The sequence below is a fragment of the Candidatus Krumholzibacteriota bacterium genome (assembly GCA_016932415.1).
GTDB lineage: Bacteria > Krumholzibacteriota > Krumholzibacteriia > Krumholzibacteriales > Krumholzibacteriaceae > Krumholzibacterium.
Window position 1 is genome coordinate 32,373 of record JAFGCX010000031.1, and the last position, 17,952, is coordinate 50,324.

17 protein-coding genes are annotated in these 17,952 nt (G+C 51.4%); 12 read left to right on the forward strand and 5 right to left on the reverse strand.

The genetic code is table 11. From position 1 onward, the window contains the following. Position 1 precedes the first annotated feature (1 nt). Positions 2 to 1,444, forward strand: coding sequence for an Asp-tRNA(Asn)/Glu-tRNA(Gln) amidotransferase subunit GatB (gene gatB, locus JW814_10880; GenBank protein ID MBN2071951.1), 1,443 nt, complete (start codon positions 2 to 4; stop codon positions 1,442 to 1,444). 15 nt (positions 1,445 to 1,459) lie between these two features. Here gatB and JW814_10885 read toward each other — a convergent pair whose 3' ends face one another. Next, the gene (locus JW814_10885; protein ID MBN2071952.1) at positions 1,460 to 2,053 is read right to left on the reverse strand and encodes a zf-HC2 domain-containing protein; all 594 of its coding nucleotides are present in this window, start codon (positions 2,051 to 2,053) and stop codon (positions 1,460 to 1,462) included. Next, positions 2,046 to 2,618 (reverse strand): RNA polymerase sigma factor, encoded by a 573-nt coding sequence (locus JW814_10890; protein MBN2071953.1) that lies wholly within the window; start codon positions 2,616 to 2,618, stop codon positions 2,046 to 2,048. Before JW814_10890 ends, JW814_10885 begins: the two co-directional genes overlap by 8 nt. Before the next feature lie 206 nt (positions 2,619 to 2,824). Between JW814_10890 and JW814_10895 the strand changes: the two genes are divergently transcribed. From JW814_10895 to JW814_10940, 10 genes are all read left to right on the forward strand, one after another. Further along, positions 2,825 to 3,190: a hypothetical protein gene (locus JW814_10895; protein MBN2071954.1), complete on the forward strand. Its 366-nt coding sequence runs from the start codon at positions 2,825 to 2,827 to the stop codon at positions 3,188 to 3,190. 169 nt (positions 3,191 to 3,359) lie between these two features. Further along, the gene (locus JW814_10900; GenBank protein ID MBN2071955.1) at positions 3,360 to 4,844 is read left to right on the forward strand and encodes a WD40 repeat domain-containing protein; all 1,485 of its coding nucleotides are present in this window, start codon (positions 3,360 to 3,362) and stop codon (positions 4,842 to 4,844) included. A 167-nt stretch (positions 4,845 to 5,011) separates the two neighbouring features. Next, positions 5,012 to 5,653 (forward strand): lamin tail domain-containing protein, encoded by a 642-nt coding sequence (locus JW814_10905; protein ID MBN2071956.1) that lies wholly within the window; start codon positions 5,012 to 5,014, stop codon positions 5,651 to 5,653. Between the two features lie 110 nt (positions 5,654 to 5,763). Then, the gene (locus JW814_10910) at positions 5,764 to 7,491 is read left to right on the forward strand and encodes a hypothetical protein (protein ID MBN2071957.1); all 1,728 of its coding nucleotides are present in this window, start codon (positions 5,764 to 5,766) and stop codon (positions 7,489 to 7,491) included. Between the two features lie 80 nt (positions 7,492 to 7,571). Continuing rightward, complete coding sequence (gene cobO / locus JW814_10915) at positions 7,572 to 8,096, forward strand: cob(I)yrinic acid a,c-diamide adenosyltransferase (GenBank protein MBN2071958.1); 525 nt, start codon at positions 7,572 to 7,574, stop codon at positions 8,094 to 8,096. 76 nt (positions 8,097 to 8,172) lie between these two features. Next, the gene (gene meaB, locus JW814_10920) at positions 8,173 to 9,138 is read left to right on the forward strand and encodes a methylmalonyl Co-A mutase-associated GTPase MeaB (GenBank protein ID MBN2071959.1); all 966 of its coding nucleotides are present in this window, start codon (positions 8,173 to 8,175) and stop codon (positions 9,136 to 9,138) included. A gap of 27 nt (positions 9,139 to 9,165) precedes the next feature. Continuing rightward, entirely contained in the window at positions 9,166 to 10,824 is a 1,659-nt protein-coding gene (locus JW814_10925) for a methylmalonyl-CoA mutase family protein (protein MBN2071960.1), read from the forward strand. Positions 10,825 to 10,862: 38 nt separating this feature from the next. Continuing rightward, complete coding sequence (locus JW814_10930) at positions 10,863 to 11,258, forward strand: cobalamin B12-binding domain-containing protein (GenBank protein ID MBN2071961.1); 396 nt, start codon at positions 10,863 to 10,865, stop codon at positions 11,256 to 11,258. Positions 11,259 to 11,368: 110 nt separating this feature from the next. Next, positions 11,369 to 12,550, forward strand: coding sequence for an acetyl-CoA C-acetyltransferase (locus tag JW814_10935; protein ID MBN2071962.1), 1,182 nt, complete (start codon positions 11,369 to 11,371; stop codon positions 12,548 to 12,550). Positions 12,551 to 12,605: 55 nt separating this feature from the next. Further along, complete coding sequence (locus JW814_10940; protein MBN2071963.1) at positions 12,606 to 13,460, forward strand: 3-hydroxybutyryl-CoA dehydrogenase; 855 nt, start codon at positions 12,606 to 12,608, stop codon at positions 13,458 to 13,460. A 12-nt stretch (positions 13,461 to 13,472) separates the two neighbouring features. Here JW814_10940 and mce read toward each other — a convergent pair whose 3' ends face one another. The 3 genes from mce to JW814_10955 are packed head-to-tail and all read right to left on the reverse strand — an operon-like array spanning position 13,473 to position 17,204. Further along, positions 13,473 to 13,880, reverse strand: a complete 408-nt coding sequence (mce, locus tag JW814_10945; GenBank protein MBN2071964.1) for a methylmalonyl-CoA epimerase — start codon at positions 13,878 to 13,880, stop codon at positions 13,473 to 13,475. 37 nt (positions 13,881 to 13,917) lie between these two features. Continuing rightward, the gene (locus JW814_10950) at positions 13,918 to 15,597 is read right to left on the reverse strand and encodes a methylmalonyl-CoA mutase family protein (protein MBN2071965.1); all 1,680 of its coding nucleotides are present in this window, start codon (positions 15,595 to 15,597) and stop codon (positions 13,918 to 13,920) included. Positions 15,598 to 15,608: 11 nt separating this feature from the next. Then, complete coding sequence (locus tag JW814_10955) at positions 15,609 to 17,204, reverse strand: acyl-CoA carboxylase subunit beta (protein MBN2071966.1); 1,596 nt, start codon at positions 17,202 to 17,204, stop codon at positions 15,609 to 15,611. A 169-nt stretch (positions 17,205 to 17,373) separates the two neighbouring features. On the opposite strand from JW814_10955, the gene JW814_10960 reads away from it, so the two are divergent. After that, on the forward strand, positions 17,374 to 17,943 hold the full coding sequence (locus tag JW814_10960) for a hypothetical protein (GenBank protein MBN2071967.1): 570 nt from the start codon (positions 17,374 to 17,376) through the stop codon (positions 17,941 to 17,943). Positions 17,944 to 17,952: the final 9 nt, after the last annotated feature.

A 17,952-nucleotide genomic window follows, 5' to 3' on the forward strand; every position in this document is an offset into this window, starting at 1 on the left:
TATGTCCGCTGAAAAATATGAAGTCGTCATCGGATTGGAAGTCCACGCGCAGCTTAATACGAAGAGTAAAATATTCTGCGACTGCAGGGCCGAATTCGGAGAGAGGCCAAACACTCTGACATGCCCGGTGTGTCTGGGGCTTCCCGGCGCCCTGCCGGTGCTGAACAGGGATGCGGTGCTTAAATGTGTCAGGCTCGGTCAGGCGCTCGGGTGTGACATCTCCCCGGTAAGCGAATTTGCCAGAAAAAACTACTTTTATCCGGATTGCCCGAAGAATTACCAGATCTCGATGTACGATCGTCCATTGTGCAAAAACGGATCGGTAGTGATCGAAACGGATGGAAATACGAAAAAGATCGGGATAGAGAGGATCCATCTCGAAGAGGACGCGGGAAAACTCGTTCATGGGATAGATGGACATAGCGGGATCGATTTCAACCGCTCCGGGATCCCATTGGCAGAGATAGTGACGAGACCGGAGATCAGCTCGGCGCCGGAGGCTGTGGAATTCCTCCGCCACCTCAGGCAGACAGTGCGATACCTCGATATCTGCGATGGTGACCTGGAGAAAGGATCGCTCAGGTGCGACGTAAACATCTCGATCATGCCGGGCGGTTCGAAGACACATGGGACCAGAACGGAAATAAAAAACCTTAATTCATTCAGAGCGGTCAAGGCGGGCATAGAGTTCGAGATAGAGAGACAGAAAGATCTCATAGAGAGTGGGCGGAAGATAACCAAGGTGACCCAGTTATGGGATGAATCGGAAAAAAGACTCATCCAGATGAGGGGAAAGGAAGAAACGAGCGATTACAGATATTTCCCTGAACCTGACCTTCCGCCTGTCATGGTGGATGAGTTTTTCATAAGAGAGGCCGAAGCTGAGATGCCTGAACTTCCCGATGAGAAGAAAAGAAGGTTCATCGAGGATTATCTGCTCTCCGAATATGAAGCCGGGGTTCTTACCGTGGAGAAGGGGTTGGCTGACTATTACGAAGCGCTGGTCGAGGAGACCCGCGATCCGAAGACGAGCTGCCACTGGGTGATGAGGGAGATACTCGGCGAATTGAATGAATCTGCGATCGCAATCGAGGAATTTTCCCTGACACCAGTGATGATCGCCGAACTTATCAGCCTGGCGGAGCGAGGCGTGATAAACGCTCCCGTAGCCCGCGAAGTATTCCTGGAGATGAAGTCGTCGGGAAGATCAGCCACCGAGATCGTAAGTGAGAGAAACCTGGAACAGATCAGTTCACCGGACGAACTGGAGGTCATGGTCGATCAGGTGATCGCTGACAATCAGGAGGAAGTCGAGCGATTCAGAAACGGCAATCCCAGGCTTCTCGGATTTTTTATTGGAGAGGCGATGAATAAGAGCGGAGGAAAAGCCAATCCACGGCTCCTCAATGAGATCTTCCTTAAAAAACTCCAGGATCCAGATTGAAAAAAATGACCGGGATCAATCCTGAAGGATCATCTTCGTCATGCGGAAGAAGACGACAACGATGGTCAGCGACATGAGGGCGGATATGGAAATTATCAATGTCTGATCCATCTCACCCGATCTCATGACGAGAGAACCGGTATCCTCGATAAATTTTGTGACGGCAGAGCAATACCGGGCCAATGCCGCTGAAAGGCTTGCCGTAATAGATTCGATCCCGTTACCGGTCAGACGATCGACAAGAGATGCATATTCCGAGGATAGCCGAAGCAGGACAGATTCTACGTCCCTCCGAAAAATCGATACCGCGGTGGCGGATAAAGCTATAAGAGCAGGCATAAGGAAGGGAAGACGGAAGATTGCCGACAGGGAAGCTTTTTTCTTTCCGATGTTCAATCGATCAAGCACCGATGATGAAATGACAGAGAGATCGGGCAATTCGCCGCTGAGAGCCTCGAGTGATGATTCGAGTTCGATATACCGGCCCAGGGCCATCGCGCAGCTCTCGCAGGTCCCGATATGATCTTTCACTGCCTTTGTCTCGGATACTGAAAGGTCTCCATCGATGTAGCGGGGCAGTATCTCTTCGAATTTCCGGCAATCATCCATTCCGGTCTCTCCTTCGATCATACTCGCTCTGATGTGAAAACATATCCTTCAATTCATTCCGGGCCCTGTGAAGATATGTCTTAACCGTTCCTATCGGGATCTCCATGATCTCGGATATCTCGATATATGATTTTTCCGCGAGGTACCTCAATTCGATCACTTCCCTGTATTTACCATCAAGCCTGGCGATAAGGCCGCGAATCTCGGCAGAATCCTGCCGGGCCAGGAATACCCTGTCGGGGCGCTGATTCGACGGCCCGGAAAGATCGATGGTATCGACCGGCACTGTCTCGGGCCTTTTTTTTCCCCTGGCGTTGAAAGATTCGTTTCTGGCGATCGTATATATCCAGGTCGATAATCTCGAGTCTCCACGGAACCGGGAGAGTCCGCGATATATTTTAATGAAAATATCCTGGACGAGATCATCGATGTCGTCGCTGTTTCCGATGACCGATCTGACCGCTGAATATACGACCGGGGCATGTTTTTCAATAATCGCACGAAAAGCTCTTTCACTTCCGTTAAGCGATTTTTTGACCAGTTCATTATCATCGGCACCTTTCAAAACCCGGTTCTCCATAACAGTATGACATTATAAACCCAGGAAATGTTTCATTAATCTAATGATATTCACAATAATGACACAAAAAACAGAAAAATCATAAACAATCCGATTATTCTGAAACAAATCGGAGGCCTGCCCGTCTAACTGGACAGAAAACGACGCAATCAGTCAGTTAAGGGTGGAAACGGTATTGAAAGGAGTACAAAATGCTTGAATTGAGTCCAGCGGTCGTGGGTATAGCTGTTCCGGTCATGTTTCTCATATGTGCTGTCGCGATCGTGATCACGGCCATTATAGTAAACGGAGGGCAGAAGGAACTTCGTCATCGTGAAAGGATACTCGCGATGGAGAAAGGTCTGGATCTGCCGAAAGATCCCCCAAAAAAGAAGCGCCCGGCATACCTGACGATGCGCGCCTGGGGACTTGTCTTTTCGTTCATCAGTATCGCTCTCCTCGTCGGATTGATACCGGAGGCCGGGTTTCGCCACGGTATGTGGGGACTTATGCCGGGTGGGCTTGGGGCAGGTCTGCTTATCGCGGCTTATCTCGAACAGAAGGATAAGAGCGAGTAAAAACAGTCTCGCACTCAAAGAGCATAAAAGGAAAAGCAGGTTTGTCCGGCTTTTCCTTTTTTTTCCGCGCCCGGGGGACTGGACTCGACAGGGCGATTAAGATTTTGACTGCGATAATAAGCCGTATTATCTTGAGATAGAGCCAGTTCCGGGAATCAAGAGGTGAAGGATGAGATTGTTCGCCCTGGTAGTCTGCCTGTCGACCCTCGTTTCAAGCTGCGCATGGATCGGTGATGATATCGATACCGGAGTTCCTCTCGTCAAGCCCGGTCCCGGCTTCAGGATCCCGGCGGATACTCTGTACGGAGCCGCGGGCAGAGTAATAGATGTCGAATTCGTTCCGAAGCAGAACAGGCTCGTTTCGCTGGCTGCAACCGGCAGTGAAAGCTCGGTGATCTCATTTTTTCACGCCCCGTCAGGGAAACTCGAAAATACGATGGAGAACGACAGGTTTCTTGATCTCGACACGGGATTCAGTAACGATGGCAGAAAATGGGCGATCGGAAGCAGAACGGTTTTTCTACTCAACACGGAAGACAAGAGGATCATCAGGGTCTTCGAATCAGATTCATACCAGCATCAGAAACTGCTTGATATAGATATGACCGTAGCCTGGCCGTTCGGGATCAGGAATTACGAGGTGATGAAGAAATATCATTACGTGACCGCGCTTGCGTTTTCGCGCGACGACAGGTATATGGCCTCGGGGCATGTCAACTGCCAGGTCAGGGTATGGGAGATCAGATCGGGTAAACTCCTCCTGACTCTATGGCTTTCAAAAATACACGAAGCTGTCTCTGATCTTGAATTCAGTCCTGATGGAAGGTTTATCGCCGCCACGCAAAATGACAGTAAGATCTACTTCTGGGAATTCCCTTCGGGAAAGGAGAGGCATATCGAGGGACACGGCAAATCGGTCAACGCTGTATCCTTTGATCCCTCGGGGAGGTGGCTTGCTTCGGGCAGTGATGACAGAACCGTCAGATTGTGGGATACCGGTACCGGTGACCTGCTCAGGGTATTCACGGGTCACGAAGATGACGTCCTTTCGACCGCTTTCACATCGAACGGGGAGTACATAGCGAGTGCCGGGAGAGATGGAAAAATAAAAATATGGGAAGCGCGTTCGGGATATGAGATCGTCACCCTGGCCGGTCATTCGGCCCAGGTGAACAGTATCTCATTCAACTCGAATGCGTCTCTGCTCGCGAGCGGCAGTGACGATATGACAGTAGTCATATGGGACATCTCCCGGTTTGACCTGGTGCGCGACAGTTCAGCGATCCCCATGGCGGTCTATCCCGCGAGGATAAGGGGGAAGGTCGAAGTTGATGACGAAAGCGGAGACGGCAGATTTTCACCGATGGAAAAGGGCAGCCTTTCCGTAACGGTGGAGAACACCGGAGAGGAAGCGGCGTACAGGGTAGTAATGATGATCCTGCCTTCAGGCGATACATCCGATTTTATAACAGGCGATTCGGATGTGATCGAGATGATACTGCCGGGAAAATCGGTGACCTCTGTTATACCGGTGATCCGAACGGAAAGCCCCGCAAACGGAGATGAAGCTGGATTTGAACTCCGATGCTACGAATTCAACGGTTTCCACCTGCAGGAACCGGTGAGGTTCTCGATCCCCAGGGCCCGGGAATGACCAAGGAAATAGCCCTGTCGGATATCTTTTCCGGACATTAAAATATCGCTGGCGAAAAATAGCGGAGAATGATAATATCTGATCCGTCCGGATGATCCTAAAGCGGCGGATCGTAGAGTTCCGGATACGATGGATGTTTTCCGGGATGTGATGAAGGGAGGATGAAGATGGGGAAAATATTCCGTTTCCTTATCCAGGTAACATTTCTAATCATAATTATTCTCGTTACTGCCTCTTCCGCGGGCGCCGAGGTCGTGATAAACGAGATCATGGCTGATCCGGCGAGGGACTGGGACGGCGACGGCGAGTACAATTACAGGGACGATGAATGGATCGAGATACTCAACACCGGCTCCTCAGGTGTCGATCTGTCAGGGTATCTGTTGAGCGACGGGGAAAGCGCGCCTGTCTGGAGATTCGGTTTTTCGGGGATGCTGATGCCGGGATCGGTGATGGTTGTATTTGGAAGCGATTCGAGGGCCTGGGAAGAATCGAATGACCAGCCGGTCTATGGCCTGAGCCTTAATAACGCGGGCGATCAGGTCTCCCTCTACCGCGTAGCAGATGGCGACACGATACTCGTCGATCATCTTGTCTTCAGCGACAAGGCAGCGGAGGATGACCGTACGCTTGGACGCTCGTTGGCCGATACCTGGCGCTGGGAACTGTACGACGCGTATAATCCCTGTACCGGTACATGCGATCCAGCCGGAAACGGGTGCTTGCCGACTCCCGGCCATTCGAACGGGTGCATAACCGCGGCAGGGGAAGATACCTGGGGGAGCATCAAACAGAAGTACCAGCAGTAGAGTAGCGTAGAAAAACAGATCATTACGGACCGCTGAGAAAGAATCTAAAATAATGATCCGCCGCTTTTTTCTTTACCGCAGAGCCTGGTGTATGATAGCGTTTATCCGTTATGGAATCTGAAAATACAGCAATATCCGAGGACAGGATCAACAGATGCTGGGAGTTTCTTTCCTGCGGGAGGGAGGACTGTCCCGCTCATGGCAAGACGGGGATCCCCTGCTGGGAGGTCACGGGACACAGGTGCCGCGACAAAGTCTTTGGCAGGATAGAGGAAAAACTGATACAGTGCTGCTTCAAATGCGATTTTTTCATCCAGCTCAAGGAAAGGATGAAAGGGAGAAGATGGGCCGATATAACACTCCTGGAGACTCTCGAGGACGCGCTGATCAGATCTTCCAAATATTCGAGCAAGGTCGAGGAACTCTACATGGAGGTGATCAGGCGCAGCAAGCTGATGAATCTGCTCAGCGAGGTCAGCAAGATCATAGCTCATCTGGATAAAGAGGAAGATATCATACTAGCGATCCTCACTGTCATAACTGCAAGGGAGGGGCTCGGATTCAACAGGGCGTTCATTTTTCTGAGAGGGAACGAGTATGACCTTCTCAGGGGAAAATATGCCCTTGGCCCGTCGACTCCGGAAGAGGCGGTCAATATCTGGAAGATCCTGGACAAGGATACGAAAGGTTCGATCGAGAAGTTGGTCGCCAAGGGTAAGAAGCTTCACTATCTCAAAAACAGCCTACTGACAAAACTGACAAGCGGGTTGAGTATCCCGACCGAAGGGGACAGCGGGATCATTTTCAGGGGACTCGACGAGATCAGATTCGTTAAAAGAGAAGACCTGACCACAGAAAACGACCTTGTAATCGCGGACTCTCTAGGGCTTGAGGATTTCTGCGTATGCCCGATCGCCACTGCCAAGGACAGGCTCGGGCTCGTCATTGTCGACAACAAGTTCACCGGGAAAGAGGTGACGCCGGAAGACGCGCACCTTTTAGAAATGATCGTAAGCCACGCAACTTCATCGCTTAAGGCGGCGCAGTTAAAGGAGTCTCTAAGGACTAATGTCGAGAGCCTCAAATCGGCATACAGAAAGTTGAAAGCGAACGAGGAAAGAATGATGAAAGCTGAGCGTCTCGCGATATCTGGCGAGATGACCTCTTCGGTCATTCATGAGATAAAAAACCCTCTCGTCTCGATCGGCGGATTCACCAGGAATCTTCTCAAGACCGGAGATTTCAACGAAAAAGACAGGGAGAAACTCGAAATCATCCTCAACGAGACGATCCGGCTGGAGACCTACCTTGAGAGTCTCAGTTCGAGCGTCAGCGAACTCAATATCGAGGACAGTAATATCAACCAGATACTCGAGGATAACTGCAATCTTCTTGAGAATGAATTCGAGGAGAAGAAGGTGAGGCTTTTTAAAAGCTTTGATCCGAATCTTCCTTACGCTCCTGTCGACCACGTCAAGATACACGAAGTATTCCTCAATATCTTCCAGAACTCCCTTGAGGCGGTCGACATGGAAGGATCGATATGGGTCAGAACGATCTATTCCACTGAGTCTAAAAGCGTTATCATAGAGATCTCGGATGACGGTTCGGGCATAGGGCAGGACCAGATGACCAGGATATTCACACCGTTCTTTACGACGAAGGAGAAAGGATCTGGACTCGGCCTCGCTTTCGCCCAGAGGATAATCAAGGACCATGGCGGGAATATAGCCGTCTCGAGCGTAAAGGGGCGAAAAACCTCATTTATCATCACTCTGCCCTCGGTACACTGCCGATTCATTGAAATTCACGAGTCTGCAATTGACAAATCGTCGTAAAACGTTTACCCTCCTTAATCTGTGTTAGGATTGGAGCCGCCTTCAACCGCGGCCGCGATTATTATCTGTGAGATTTTTATATGGATGGCGAAAAAGGCATAATAATGCTCTTCACCGGAAACGGCAAGGGGAAGACTACCGCTTCTCTCGGAGCCGCGATGAGAGCGGCCGGCCATAATTCTCGCGTTTTCATGATCCAGTTCATGAAAGGCAGGCTCTACGGAGAACTTGCCGCGGCAGAGGCGCTCGACAACCTGACAATCGAACAGCATGGCCGGGACGAATTCGTAGATCCTGAAGACCCGGAACAGATCGATATCGATCTGGCCAGGGGCGGTTGGAAAAGAATGCTCGAAGTCGTGGAGGAGGGTCTCTTCGATATGATCATTCTCGATGAGATCAACGTAGCCGTCTCTTTCGGATTGATCCCTCTCGAGGAAGTCATTCGATTCCTTGAAAGCAGGCCTGAAGATCTCGACGTCATCCTGACCGGCAGGTACGCTCCCGATGAGTTGGTCGAGCTTGCCGATACTGTGACAGAGATGCGTGAGATCAAACATCATTACAACCAGGGTGTGCAGATGAGGAAAGGGATCGAGTTTTGACAGGAAAAGATATTTCTCTTTTCCAACGGGACCAGAGTCGGAGTCTCAGTCAGACCACGATCCAGCAAGGTGACAGATGAGGCCAGGATACGACATAGACAAGCTTCTCGAACGATTCGACGCGGGACAGGTCGCCGCCGCGGCGAGATTGATCACGATCCTCGAAAACGGTGGGGAAGACGCGGAAAAGGTACTTGATGGGATATTCAGCAAAACTAAAGATGCTTACAGGGTCGGTTTTACAGGTCCTCCCGGAGCGGGAAAGAGCAGCCTTCTTTACAAGGTGACGGAAAAGTTCAGGGAGAAAGGGCGAAAGATCGGAATACTGGCTATAGACCCGACAAGCCCCTTCAGCGGGGGAGCCCTTCTTGGCGACAGGATCAGAATGCAGAACCTTTCAGAGTATCCCGACGTATTCGTCCGGAGCCTTGCAAGCAGGGGAAGCCTCGGCGGTATCTCAAACTGCACCGATGAAGTCACCGACCTGATGGATGCCTTCGGGAAAGACCTCGTGTTGATCGAGACAGTCGGAGTAGGGCAGTCCGAGTTGGAGATATCGGAGAAAGCGCATACAGTGGTAGTCATCCTGGTTCCCGAATCGGGCGACGCCATCCAGGCGATGAAAGCGGGATTGATGGAGATCGGGGATATCTTCGTGATGAACAAATCAGATCATAAGGACGCCGAGATGGCGGCCGGAGAAATAGCCAATTCACTCAGGCTGAAAGATATTCCCAAGGGGCACTGGGAACCGAAAGTCCTTCTTACCTCGGCTCGCGAGGGGACCGGAATAGATGAACTGGTCGAAACGATAGAGGAACACAGGGCGTATCTGGTCGAGCACGATCTTATATCCGCGAAAAGGAGGGAGATCCTTTTTTCCAGGGTGCGAAACGCCCTCATGGACAGGATCGAGAAAAGACTGAGAAACAGCGAGATCGTCAGGGATATCATGAAGAACCGGATGGAAGAGGTATATATGGGAAGACTCACTCCCTATGCCCTGGTCCATGAACTTGAAAAGACAGTTTCAATAAGGTAGCTGCTTCATCGGAGACTGGAGTACAGGATGGATAAAAAAAAGATCTACGAGGAACAGAAGAAAAAATATGAAGAGGAATATTCAAGCCGTGGTCTTCAGGATATCGAGTTCACTACAGTCTCCGGCGCGCCGGTGAGGAAACTCGCCGTTCCCGAAGATATTGAAGGCATCGATTATTCCGATGATCTTGGATTTCCCGGACAATATCCATATACCCGGGGCGTATATCCGACGATGTACCGCGGCCGTTTCTGGACAATGAGGCAGTTTGCCGGTTTCGGAACGGCATCGGATACCAATCAGAGGTATCACTATCTTCTCGATCATGGACAGACAGGACTTTCCGTAGCTTTTGATATGCCGACGATCATGGGATACGATTCGGATCACAAAAGATCGGAAGGTGAAGTCGGAAGATGCGGAGTAGCAATAGATTCACTGCGGGACATGGAGATCCTTTTCGATGGAATAGACCTTGCCGGAATAACAACATCGATGACGATCAACGCTCCCGCTTCGATTCTGCTCGCTTTCTATCTTTCAGCCGGAGAGAAAAAAGGAACCTCGCTGGGCAGCATGGGAGGGACGATACAGAATGATATCCTCAAGGAGTATATCGCCCAGAAATCGTGGATATTCCCACCCGGGCCGTCGATGAGGATCATCACCGACATACTCGGTTTCTGCAGCGATCACGTTCCCAGGTGGAACACGATCAGCATAAGCGGATATCATATCCGGGAAGCCGGATCGACAGCGGTCCAGGAACTGGCCTTCACTCTTGCCGACGGTTTCGCCTATGTGGAAGCGGGAATAGCCGCCGGGCTCGATGTCGACAGGTTCGCTCCGAGACTCTCTTTCTTTTTCAACGCCCATCTCGATTTCTTCGAGGAGATAGCCAAGTACAGGGCGGCGAGAAGGATCTGGGCAAAGAGAATGAAGGAAAAATACGGAGCAAAAGATGAACGTTCGCTTCTGCTGAGATTCCATACCCAGACGGCAGGATGTTCCCTTACGGCCCAGCAGCCCGAAAACAACATCGTGCGGACAGCTTTCCAGGGATTATCGGCCGTACTTGGCGGTACGCAGTCTCTGCATACCAATTCGATGGATGAGACCCTCGCGCTTCCTTCCGAGAAAGCCGTCAGGATAGCCCTGAGGACGCAGCAGATAATCGCCCACGAGACCGGGGTGATCAATACGGCGGATCCCCTTGCGGGAAGTTATTTCATTGAGGCTCTTACCATGGAGATGGAAGAGGAAGCGGAAAAATATTTCAAAAAAATAGATGAGTTCGGGGGAGTAGTCAAAGCGATAGAAGAAGGGTTTTTTCAGAAAGAAATCGGAAAGGCGGCGTACGAATATCAGAAAGCGGTTGAAGCGAAAAGAAAGATCATAGTCGGGCTCAACGAATTCGGACTCGAAGGCGAGACGATAGATATCCCCCTTCTGAAGATCGACCAGAAGGTGGAAGAATCACAGCGCAAAGCGGTCGGCAGGGTGAGAGAGGAAAGGGATAACGACAAGGTGGAGAGGGAGCTCGAATCGCTCGAAAAAGCAGCCAGAGGAAATGACAACCTGATGCCGCATATCATCCGGTGCGCGAAGTGTTACGCGACAGAAGGTGAGATTATAGAGACCCTGAAAAAAGTTTTTGGCGAGTATCGCGAACCGCTGTTCTATTGATTCCGCGATACGGCGTGTCTGTAAGGAGGAAAGAAAAGATGTCAAGAAAAGTAAGAGTCCTCGTCGCGAAACCCGGACTGGATGGACATGACCGGGGAGCAAAAGTCGTGGCGAACGCTTTGAAAGACGCCGGGATGGAGGTCATATATACCGGTCTTCACCAGACGCCGGAAATGATAGCCGAATCGGCGATACAGGAAGATGTCGACGTGGTAGGGCTCAGCATCCTGTCAGGAGCGCATATGACGATGTTTCCGAGGGTGATGGAACTTCTAAGGGAGAAGGGTGCCGAACATATAATCGTTTTCGGAGGCGGTATCGTACCGGTCGAGGACGTCGAAAAGCTTGAAAAGTCCGGAGTTTCGAAGATATTCGGGCCGGGGACTGACACGCGCGACATAATTGATTATATTAATTCGGTATTCGCGGAATGATCTGACCGCGATCGCGTCGGGAAGCGGGGGCAGATATTGCCGGTCCGCGCCGGACAGCGGGAAATGGATATTAAAATAGTGTTGAACAACTCAAGAAGGAGGAACGGTAGATGAGCGAAGTAGTGATCGCCGGCGCGGTGAGGACCGCGATGGGTAAATTCCAGGGAGGATTATCTTCCTTTACCGCGCCCCAGCTCGGGGCAAAGGCGATAGAGGAAGCAGTAAAAAGAGCGGGGATCGAAAAAAGCCTGGTCACTGAAGTAATCATGGGCAATGTGGTGGGTGCGGGGCTGGGGCAGAATCCCGCGCGCCAGGCGGCTCTCGGTGCAAAACTGGATTTCGCGGTCTCGGCTCTTACCGTGAACAAGGTATGCGGTTCAGGGTTGAAAGCGGTTGTACTCGGTACGCAGGCTCTGAAACTCGGTGATGAGGAGATCGTAGTCGCCGGTGGGATGGAATCGATGAGCAACGCTCCGTATATCCTTCGACAGGCCAGGACGGGGTACCGTCTTGGTGACGGGAAGATAGTGGATACGATGGTGTACGATGGCCTGTGGGACGCCTATAACGATTTTCATATGGGTAACACGGGGGAGATCACGGCCGAAAGGTATGGCGTATCCCGCAAGGAGATGGACGAATACGCTTATAACAGCCACCGTAAGGCGGTCGCGGCGATCAAATCGGGAAAGTTCAAGGACGAGATCTTCCCGGTCGAGGTCCCGGTAAGAAAAGGTGATCCTGTCATCTTCGATACCGATGAAGGCCCGAGAGCTGAAGTCAGTATCGAGACAATGGGAAAACTCAAACCTGTCTTCAAGAAAGACGGTGTGATAACCGCCGGTAACGCGTCGCAGATAAGCGACGGAGCGTCAGCGCTGGTCCTTATGACAGACACGAAAGCTTCCAAGCTTGGCATCGAGCCTGTGGCGAGGGTAACGGGCTACGCGACGGGGGGTCTCGAACCGGAACTCGTCATGATGGCCCCCACAGTGGCCGTTCCAAAACTTCTGAAAAAGACCGGCATGAAACTCGACGATTTCGACCTCATTGAACTGAACGAGGCATTCGCCGTTCAGCCGTGCGCGGTCATGAAAAATCTAGGCATGGATCCGGAAAAGGTCAATATCAATGGTGGAGCCGTGGCGTTGGGACATCCGATAGGTTGCTCCGGCACCAGGATACTGGTCACCCTTATACACGCGCTAATGCATACGGGCGGGAAAAAAGGCCTCGCGACTCTATGTCTCGGTGGAGGAAACGCGGTCGCTTTAAGTATAGAGATGTTGTAGGAGAGAGAGGCCCGCTCCGGCGCGGGACGTCTTTCGAGTTTTGAAGGAGAGTAATATGGCAATAGAAAAGGTCGCCGTAATAGGCGCTGGGACCATGGGCAATGGCATCGCGCAAGTGTTCGCGGCGCATTCATTCGAGGTCCTGATGATCGACGTGAAGGAAGAATTCGTCAAGAGAGGGCTCGACGCGATCGATAAAAGCCTGGCAAGGATGGTGAAAAAGGAAAAGATATCGGAAGGGGAAAAGGGCGAGATCCTCGGCAGGATCACTACTTCGACCGATACCTCCGACGCGGCCTCATGCCAGGTGGTAGTCGAGGCGGTCTTCGAGGATTTTGAGGCGAAAGCGGCGATATTCAGAAAACTTGACGATGTTTGCGGGAAAGAGACGATTTTCGCCAGCAATACATCCTCGATCTCGATCACCGCGCTCGGAGCAGCTTCAGGCAGACCGGACAGGTTCATCGGAATGCATTTCATGAACCCCGTTCCCTTGATGAAACTCGTCGAGATCATCAGGGGGTTAGCGACAAGCGACGAGACGACAGGCCTGATAACCGGTCTCAGCGAAAAACTTTCCAAGACTCCGATAGAGGTAAACGATTATCCCGGTTTCATCGCCAACAGGATACTGATGCCGATGATAAACGAGGCTTGCTACTGTCTGATGGAGGGTGTCGCGACTGCCGAAGCGATAGACGGAGTGATGAAACTCGGTATGGCCCATCCGATGGGGCCTTTGACGCTGGCGGACCTCATAGGTCTTGATATCTGTCTCAATATTCTCAGGGTCCTCCATGACGGTCTAGGAGACCCGAAATACAGGCCATGTCCCCTGCTTGTCAAAAAAGTTGAGGCGGGATACCTCGGAAGAAAGTCGGGGAAAGGTTTCTACGATTACGTAAGCTGACAGATCTGGCGGTTATTTCTCCTCCAGTTCGATAAGGACTTTCATAGTCGATCCTGGATGGAGGAACGCAACCGGGTGTCCTTCGGCTCCGTCGCGGGGCACCCGGTCGATCAATTCTATACCCTCGGAAGACAGTTCATCGAGAATCTTCCTGATATCATCGACTTCAAACGAAAGGTGATGGATTCCAGGCCCGCGTTTATCGACGAATTTCGTTATCGCGCTCTCCGGTGTTATTCCCTCCAGAAGCTCTATCTTCGTGTTGCCGGTCGAAAGAAAAGCGATCTTCAATCCCCTGTCGGGAAGCGTCTTTTCTTCGATAAGTTCAAAACCGAGAATATCGCGATAGAGTCTTTTAGCCTCATCGATATCTTTCACGGCGATCCCAATATGATCAAGTTTTTTCAGTCTGTCCCGCATCTTTTTACCTCCTGAGGATCTGCCGGCGGCCGGCCAACTATATTGTCGAGCCAGGCGAGTAACGTCCGAAAACCTTTTCAAGCGACGTAGAGATCTCGCCGAGAGTGCAATTTCCTTTTACCGCTTCTATTATCAGAGGCATGAGGTTGCCAGTCCCTCTGCAGCCGTTCTCCACCGCGAGAAGGAGAGAGGCGATCTTATCCTTATCCCTTTTTTCCTTGAAAGCTTTCAATCTGGCGACATGCCGTTTCTCGATATCGGGATCTATGATGAATTCCCTCACCCTGGCAGAGTCACCACCTGTATATTTATTAACGCCGACGACTATGATATCCTTTGCTTCGACGCTCTTCTGGTATTCATAAGCGCTTCTTTCGATCTCTTTCTGTGGGAACTGTGCTTCTATAGCTCTGGTCATTCCGCCGATCTCTTCGATACGGCCCATAAGATCGAGAGCCTTTTTCTCGATCTCATCGGTCATCTTCTCTACGTAGTAACTTCCGCCGAGAGGGTCTATCGTCTCGCACGCTCCCGATTCTTCCGCTATTAGTTGCTGTGTCCTCAGAGCTGTCAGCACTGAATCCTCGGATGGCAGGCTGAGAGCCTCATCCTTGGAATTGGTATGCAGCGACTGGGTACCGCCAAGCACAGCCGCCAGCGCCTGCATCGCCACCCTTACGACATTGTTCTCGACCTGCTGCGCGGTAAGAGAGCAACCGGCCGTCTGTGAATGGAATCTAAGAAGACATGATTTGTCCTTTTTCGCTCCGAAGCGTTCCTTCATAATCCTGGCGTAGATCCTTCTTGCCGCCCTGAATTTCGCCACCTCTTCGAAGACGTTATTATGCACGCAGAAGAAAAACGACAACCTGGGAGCGAATTCATCGACTTCGAGCCCGGCATCGAGGGCAGCCTTTACATATTCGACAGCGTCGGCCAGGGTGAAAGCGATCTCCTGCACAGCCGATGATCCCGCTTCTCGAATATGGTATCCGCTTATGCTGATAGTATTCCATTTTGGAGCGTTCATCCTGCACCATGAGAAGATATCGGTGATGATCCTCATCGAGGGAGCGGGAGGATAGATATATGTTCCCCTGGCGTAATATTCCTTAAGGATATCGTTCTGGATCGTTCCGGCTATCTTGTCAGTCGGTACACCTGTCTCTTCGGCGAGGGCGGCGTACATGGCGAGAAGGATCGAGGCGGTCGCGTTTATTGTCATTGAAGTCGAGACGCGGTCGAGTGGAATATCCTTCATGAGCCTTCTGAAATCCTCGATCGAGTCGATCGCGACTCCCGTCCTGCCGATCTCCCCTTCAGCCATCCTGTGATCGGAATCGTATCCCATCTGTGTCGGGAGGTCGAAAGCTACGGAGAGTCCGGTCTGGCCTCTCTCGAGAAGATACCTGAATCTTTCGTTCGTCTCCTCAGCCGAACCGAAACCGGCGTACTGTCTCATCGTCCAGAACTTTCCGCGGAACATCGTCGGATAGACGCCGCGGGTGAAGGGGAATGAACCGGGAAATCCGAGGCGTTTTTCGTAGGTGCTTTCCGGGGCGTCTTCGGGAAGATACAGCGGGCCGATCTCTATGCCGGAAGTCGTGGCGAAGCGCTCCCTGCGTTCATTACCCTTATCCTTGAAAGGAGTGTAGATGTTTTTCCACCAGTCGTCCTTCGTCACAGCGTTCCTCTTTGCATCTGGCATCGATCTCATACCTCCGGGTCCTACAGGGGGATGTTTCCATGTTTTTTGGGGGGAAGTTGCTGTCTCTTGTTGAGAAGGCTCTCAAGAGCGCTTATCAGCATCGGTCTTGTACTGTCCGGAGAGATGACGTCGTCGAGATATCCCAGAGAAGCGGCGATGTAGGGGTTCTCAAACTGCTCCGCATAGTGATCTATCTGTCTCTGCAACTCCTTTTCGGGGTCATCAGACATCTTGATCTCTTTCCTGTAAAGGATATTGGCCGCTCCCTCGGCGCCCATCACGGCCAACTCGGCTGTCGGCCAGGCGATATTGTAATCAGAGCGGATATGCTTGCTCGACATGACGCAATAAGCTCCTCCGTAAGCCTTTCTCGTGACGACAGTCAGTTTCGGCACTGTCGCTTCACAGTAGGCATAGATAAGTTTAGCGCCGTGCTTTATTATCCCAGCCCATTCCTGGTCGGTGCCGGGAAGGAATCCAGGTACATCCTCGAAGGTTATGAGCGGGATATTGAAAGCGTCGCAGAAACGGATGAACCTCGCTCCCTTTATCGAAGATTCAATGTCGAGGACTCCGGCAAGATGCTTCGGCTGGTTCGCCACTATCCCGACGACATGACCGTTGAGGCGAGCGTATCCGACGACGATATTTTTGGCGTACATCTTCTGGACTTCAAGGAATTCGCCGTCATCGACTACAAGGTTGATCACGTCGGTTATGTCATATGGGGCGTTAGCGTTTTCCGGTACGATCTCGTTGAGACGCGGGTCCATCCGATTCGGGTCATCGGAAGGTGGAAGATAGGGAGGGTCTTCGAGATTGTTCTGCGGAAGATATGAGAGAAGGCGATGGATCTGATCGATGCAATCGTCGTCGTCCTCGGCGAGGAAATGGGCGACGCCGCTCTTTGTGTTATGGGTTCTTGCTCCGCCAAGTTCTTCCTGCGTCACATCCTCGTGGGTGACCTTCTTGATCACGTTGGGGCCGGTGATGAACATATGGCTGGTACCGTCGACCATGAAGATGAAATCTGTCAGGGCGGGGGAATATACCGCTCCTCCGGCGCTCGGGCCCATTATCGCCGATATCTGTGGCACCACGCCCGAGGCGAGCGTGTTTCTCAGAAATATCGAAGCGTAGCCCGCCAGGCTGGCGACGCCCTCCTGAATTCTCGCTCCACCACTGTCGGAGAGCCCTACGACGGGAGCTCCGTTATCCAGGGCGATATCCATCAGTCTTATGATCTTGCCGGCGTTCGATTCGCTTAAAGATCCTCCAAAGACCGTAAAGTCCTGCGCGAAAGCGTAGGTCAAACGGCCATTTACCAGGCCGTGACCGCATACGACACCGTCTCCCACCATTTTTTTTTCAGCAAGTCCCGGCCAGGTCGATCTATGCGTCACGAATACGCCAAGTTCCTGAAATGAGTCCTCGTCAAAAAGCAGATGAATCCTTTCCCGAGCGGTCAGTCTTCCTGATTTGTGTATCTTCTCGATCCGTTCCCTTCCTCCACCGAGAAGCGCCTGTTTGCGTTTTTTTTCGAGAGTCTCGAATTTCTCTTTTCTTGATTTCAAAACTGATCCTCCCCCGGAGGGTTCCGGAATTCCTTTATACATAAATAATCGATATACTTACTCACCTATATTATTTAAAGATCCAGTCGTGGTCAATGGATTATAATGAATTTGATTGTAAAACTCGCCGCTTGGGATTATCATGTCACTTTCCATTTTGGCTCTTGTGCCGCCTGAAATGTTATTGCATTTTAATAAAAGGAGGTCAGCGATGAACTGGAAATCACTGTTTTTCAGAACAGTCGTACCCGTCTTATCGCTCGTATTCGTCTTTTCGTGCGCGAAGAAAGAGGAAGCGGCGACGGAAAACAAACCCGAAGGTGGAGAAGAGGTCTTATCTTACGTTTCCGACGAGGTCAGTTTCGGGCTTTTTTTCGACAGCGAGGGGACGAGCAGGACGATCAAACTGAAGAAGGACCAGAAGGAATTCACCGGTTATCTGTTCGTCGATCTTCCTCCGCAGACTTCGATAGCCGCTGTCCAGTGGAAGCTTGAACTGCCCGAAGGGGTAGAGCTTGTCAATGACAAGTACCGCGATGAGCGGATCATGTCTATTGGCCAGATAAAGGTAGGGTTGAGCGAAAGATTCAAACCTTGCCTCGAAGGGCCAAAGGTATTGATACATACCCTGACATTCCTGGTTGTCGCCGATCTGGAGAATGCCACCTTTTCTATTCTCCCGACCCAGGACAGCAAGACACTCGGAATCGCTTCATGCGAAGAAGGGTTCCCTGAGATCAGAGCTTCCGCGTACAAGGCGGTCGTAAACCCAGGCAACTGATTTCCGGTG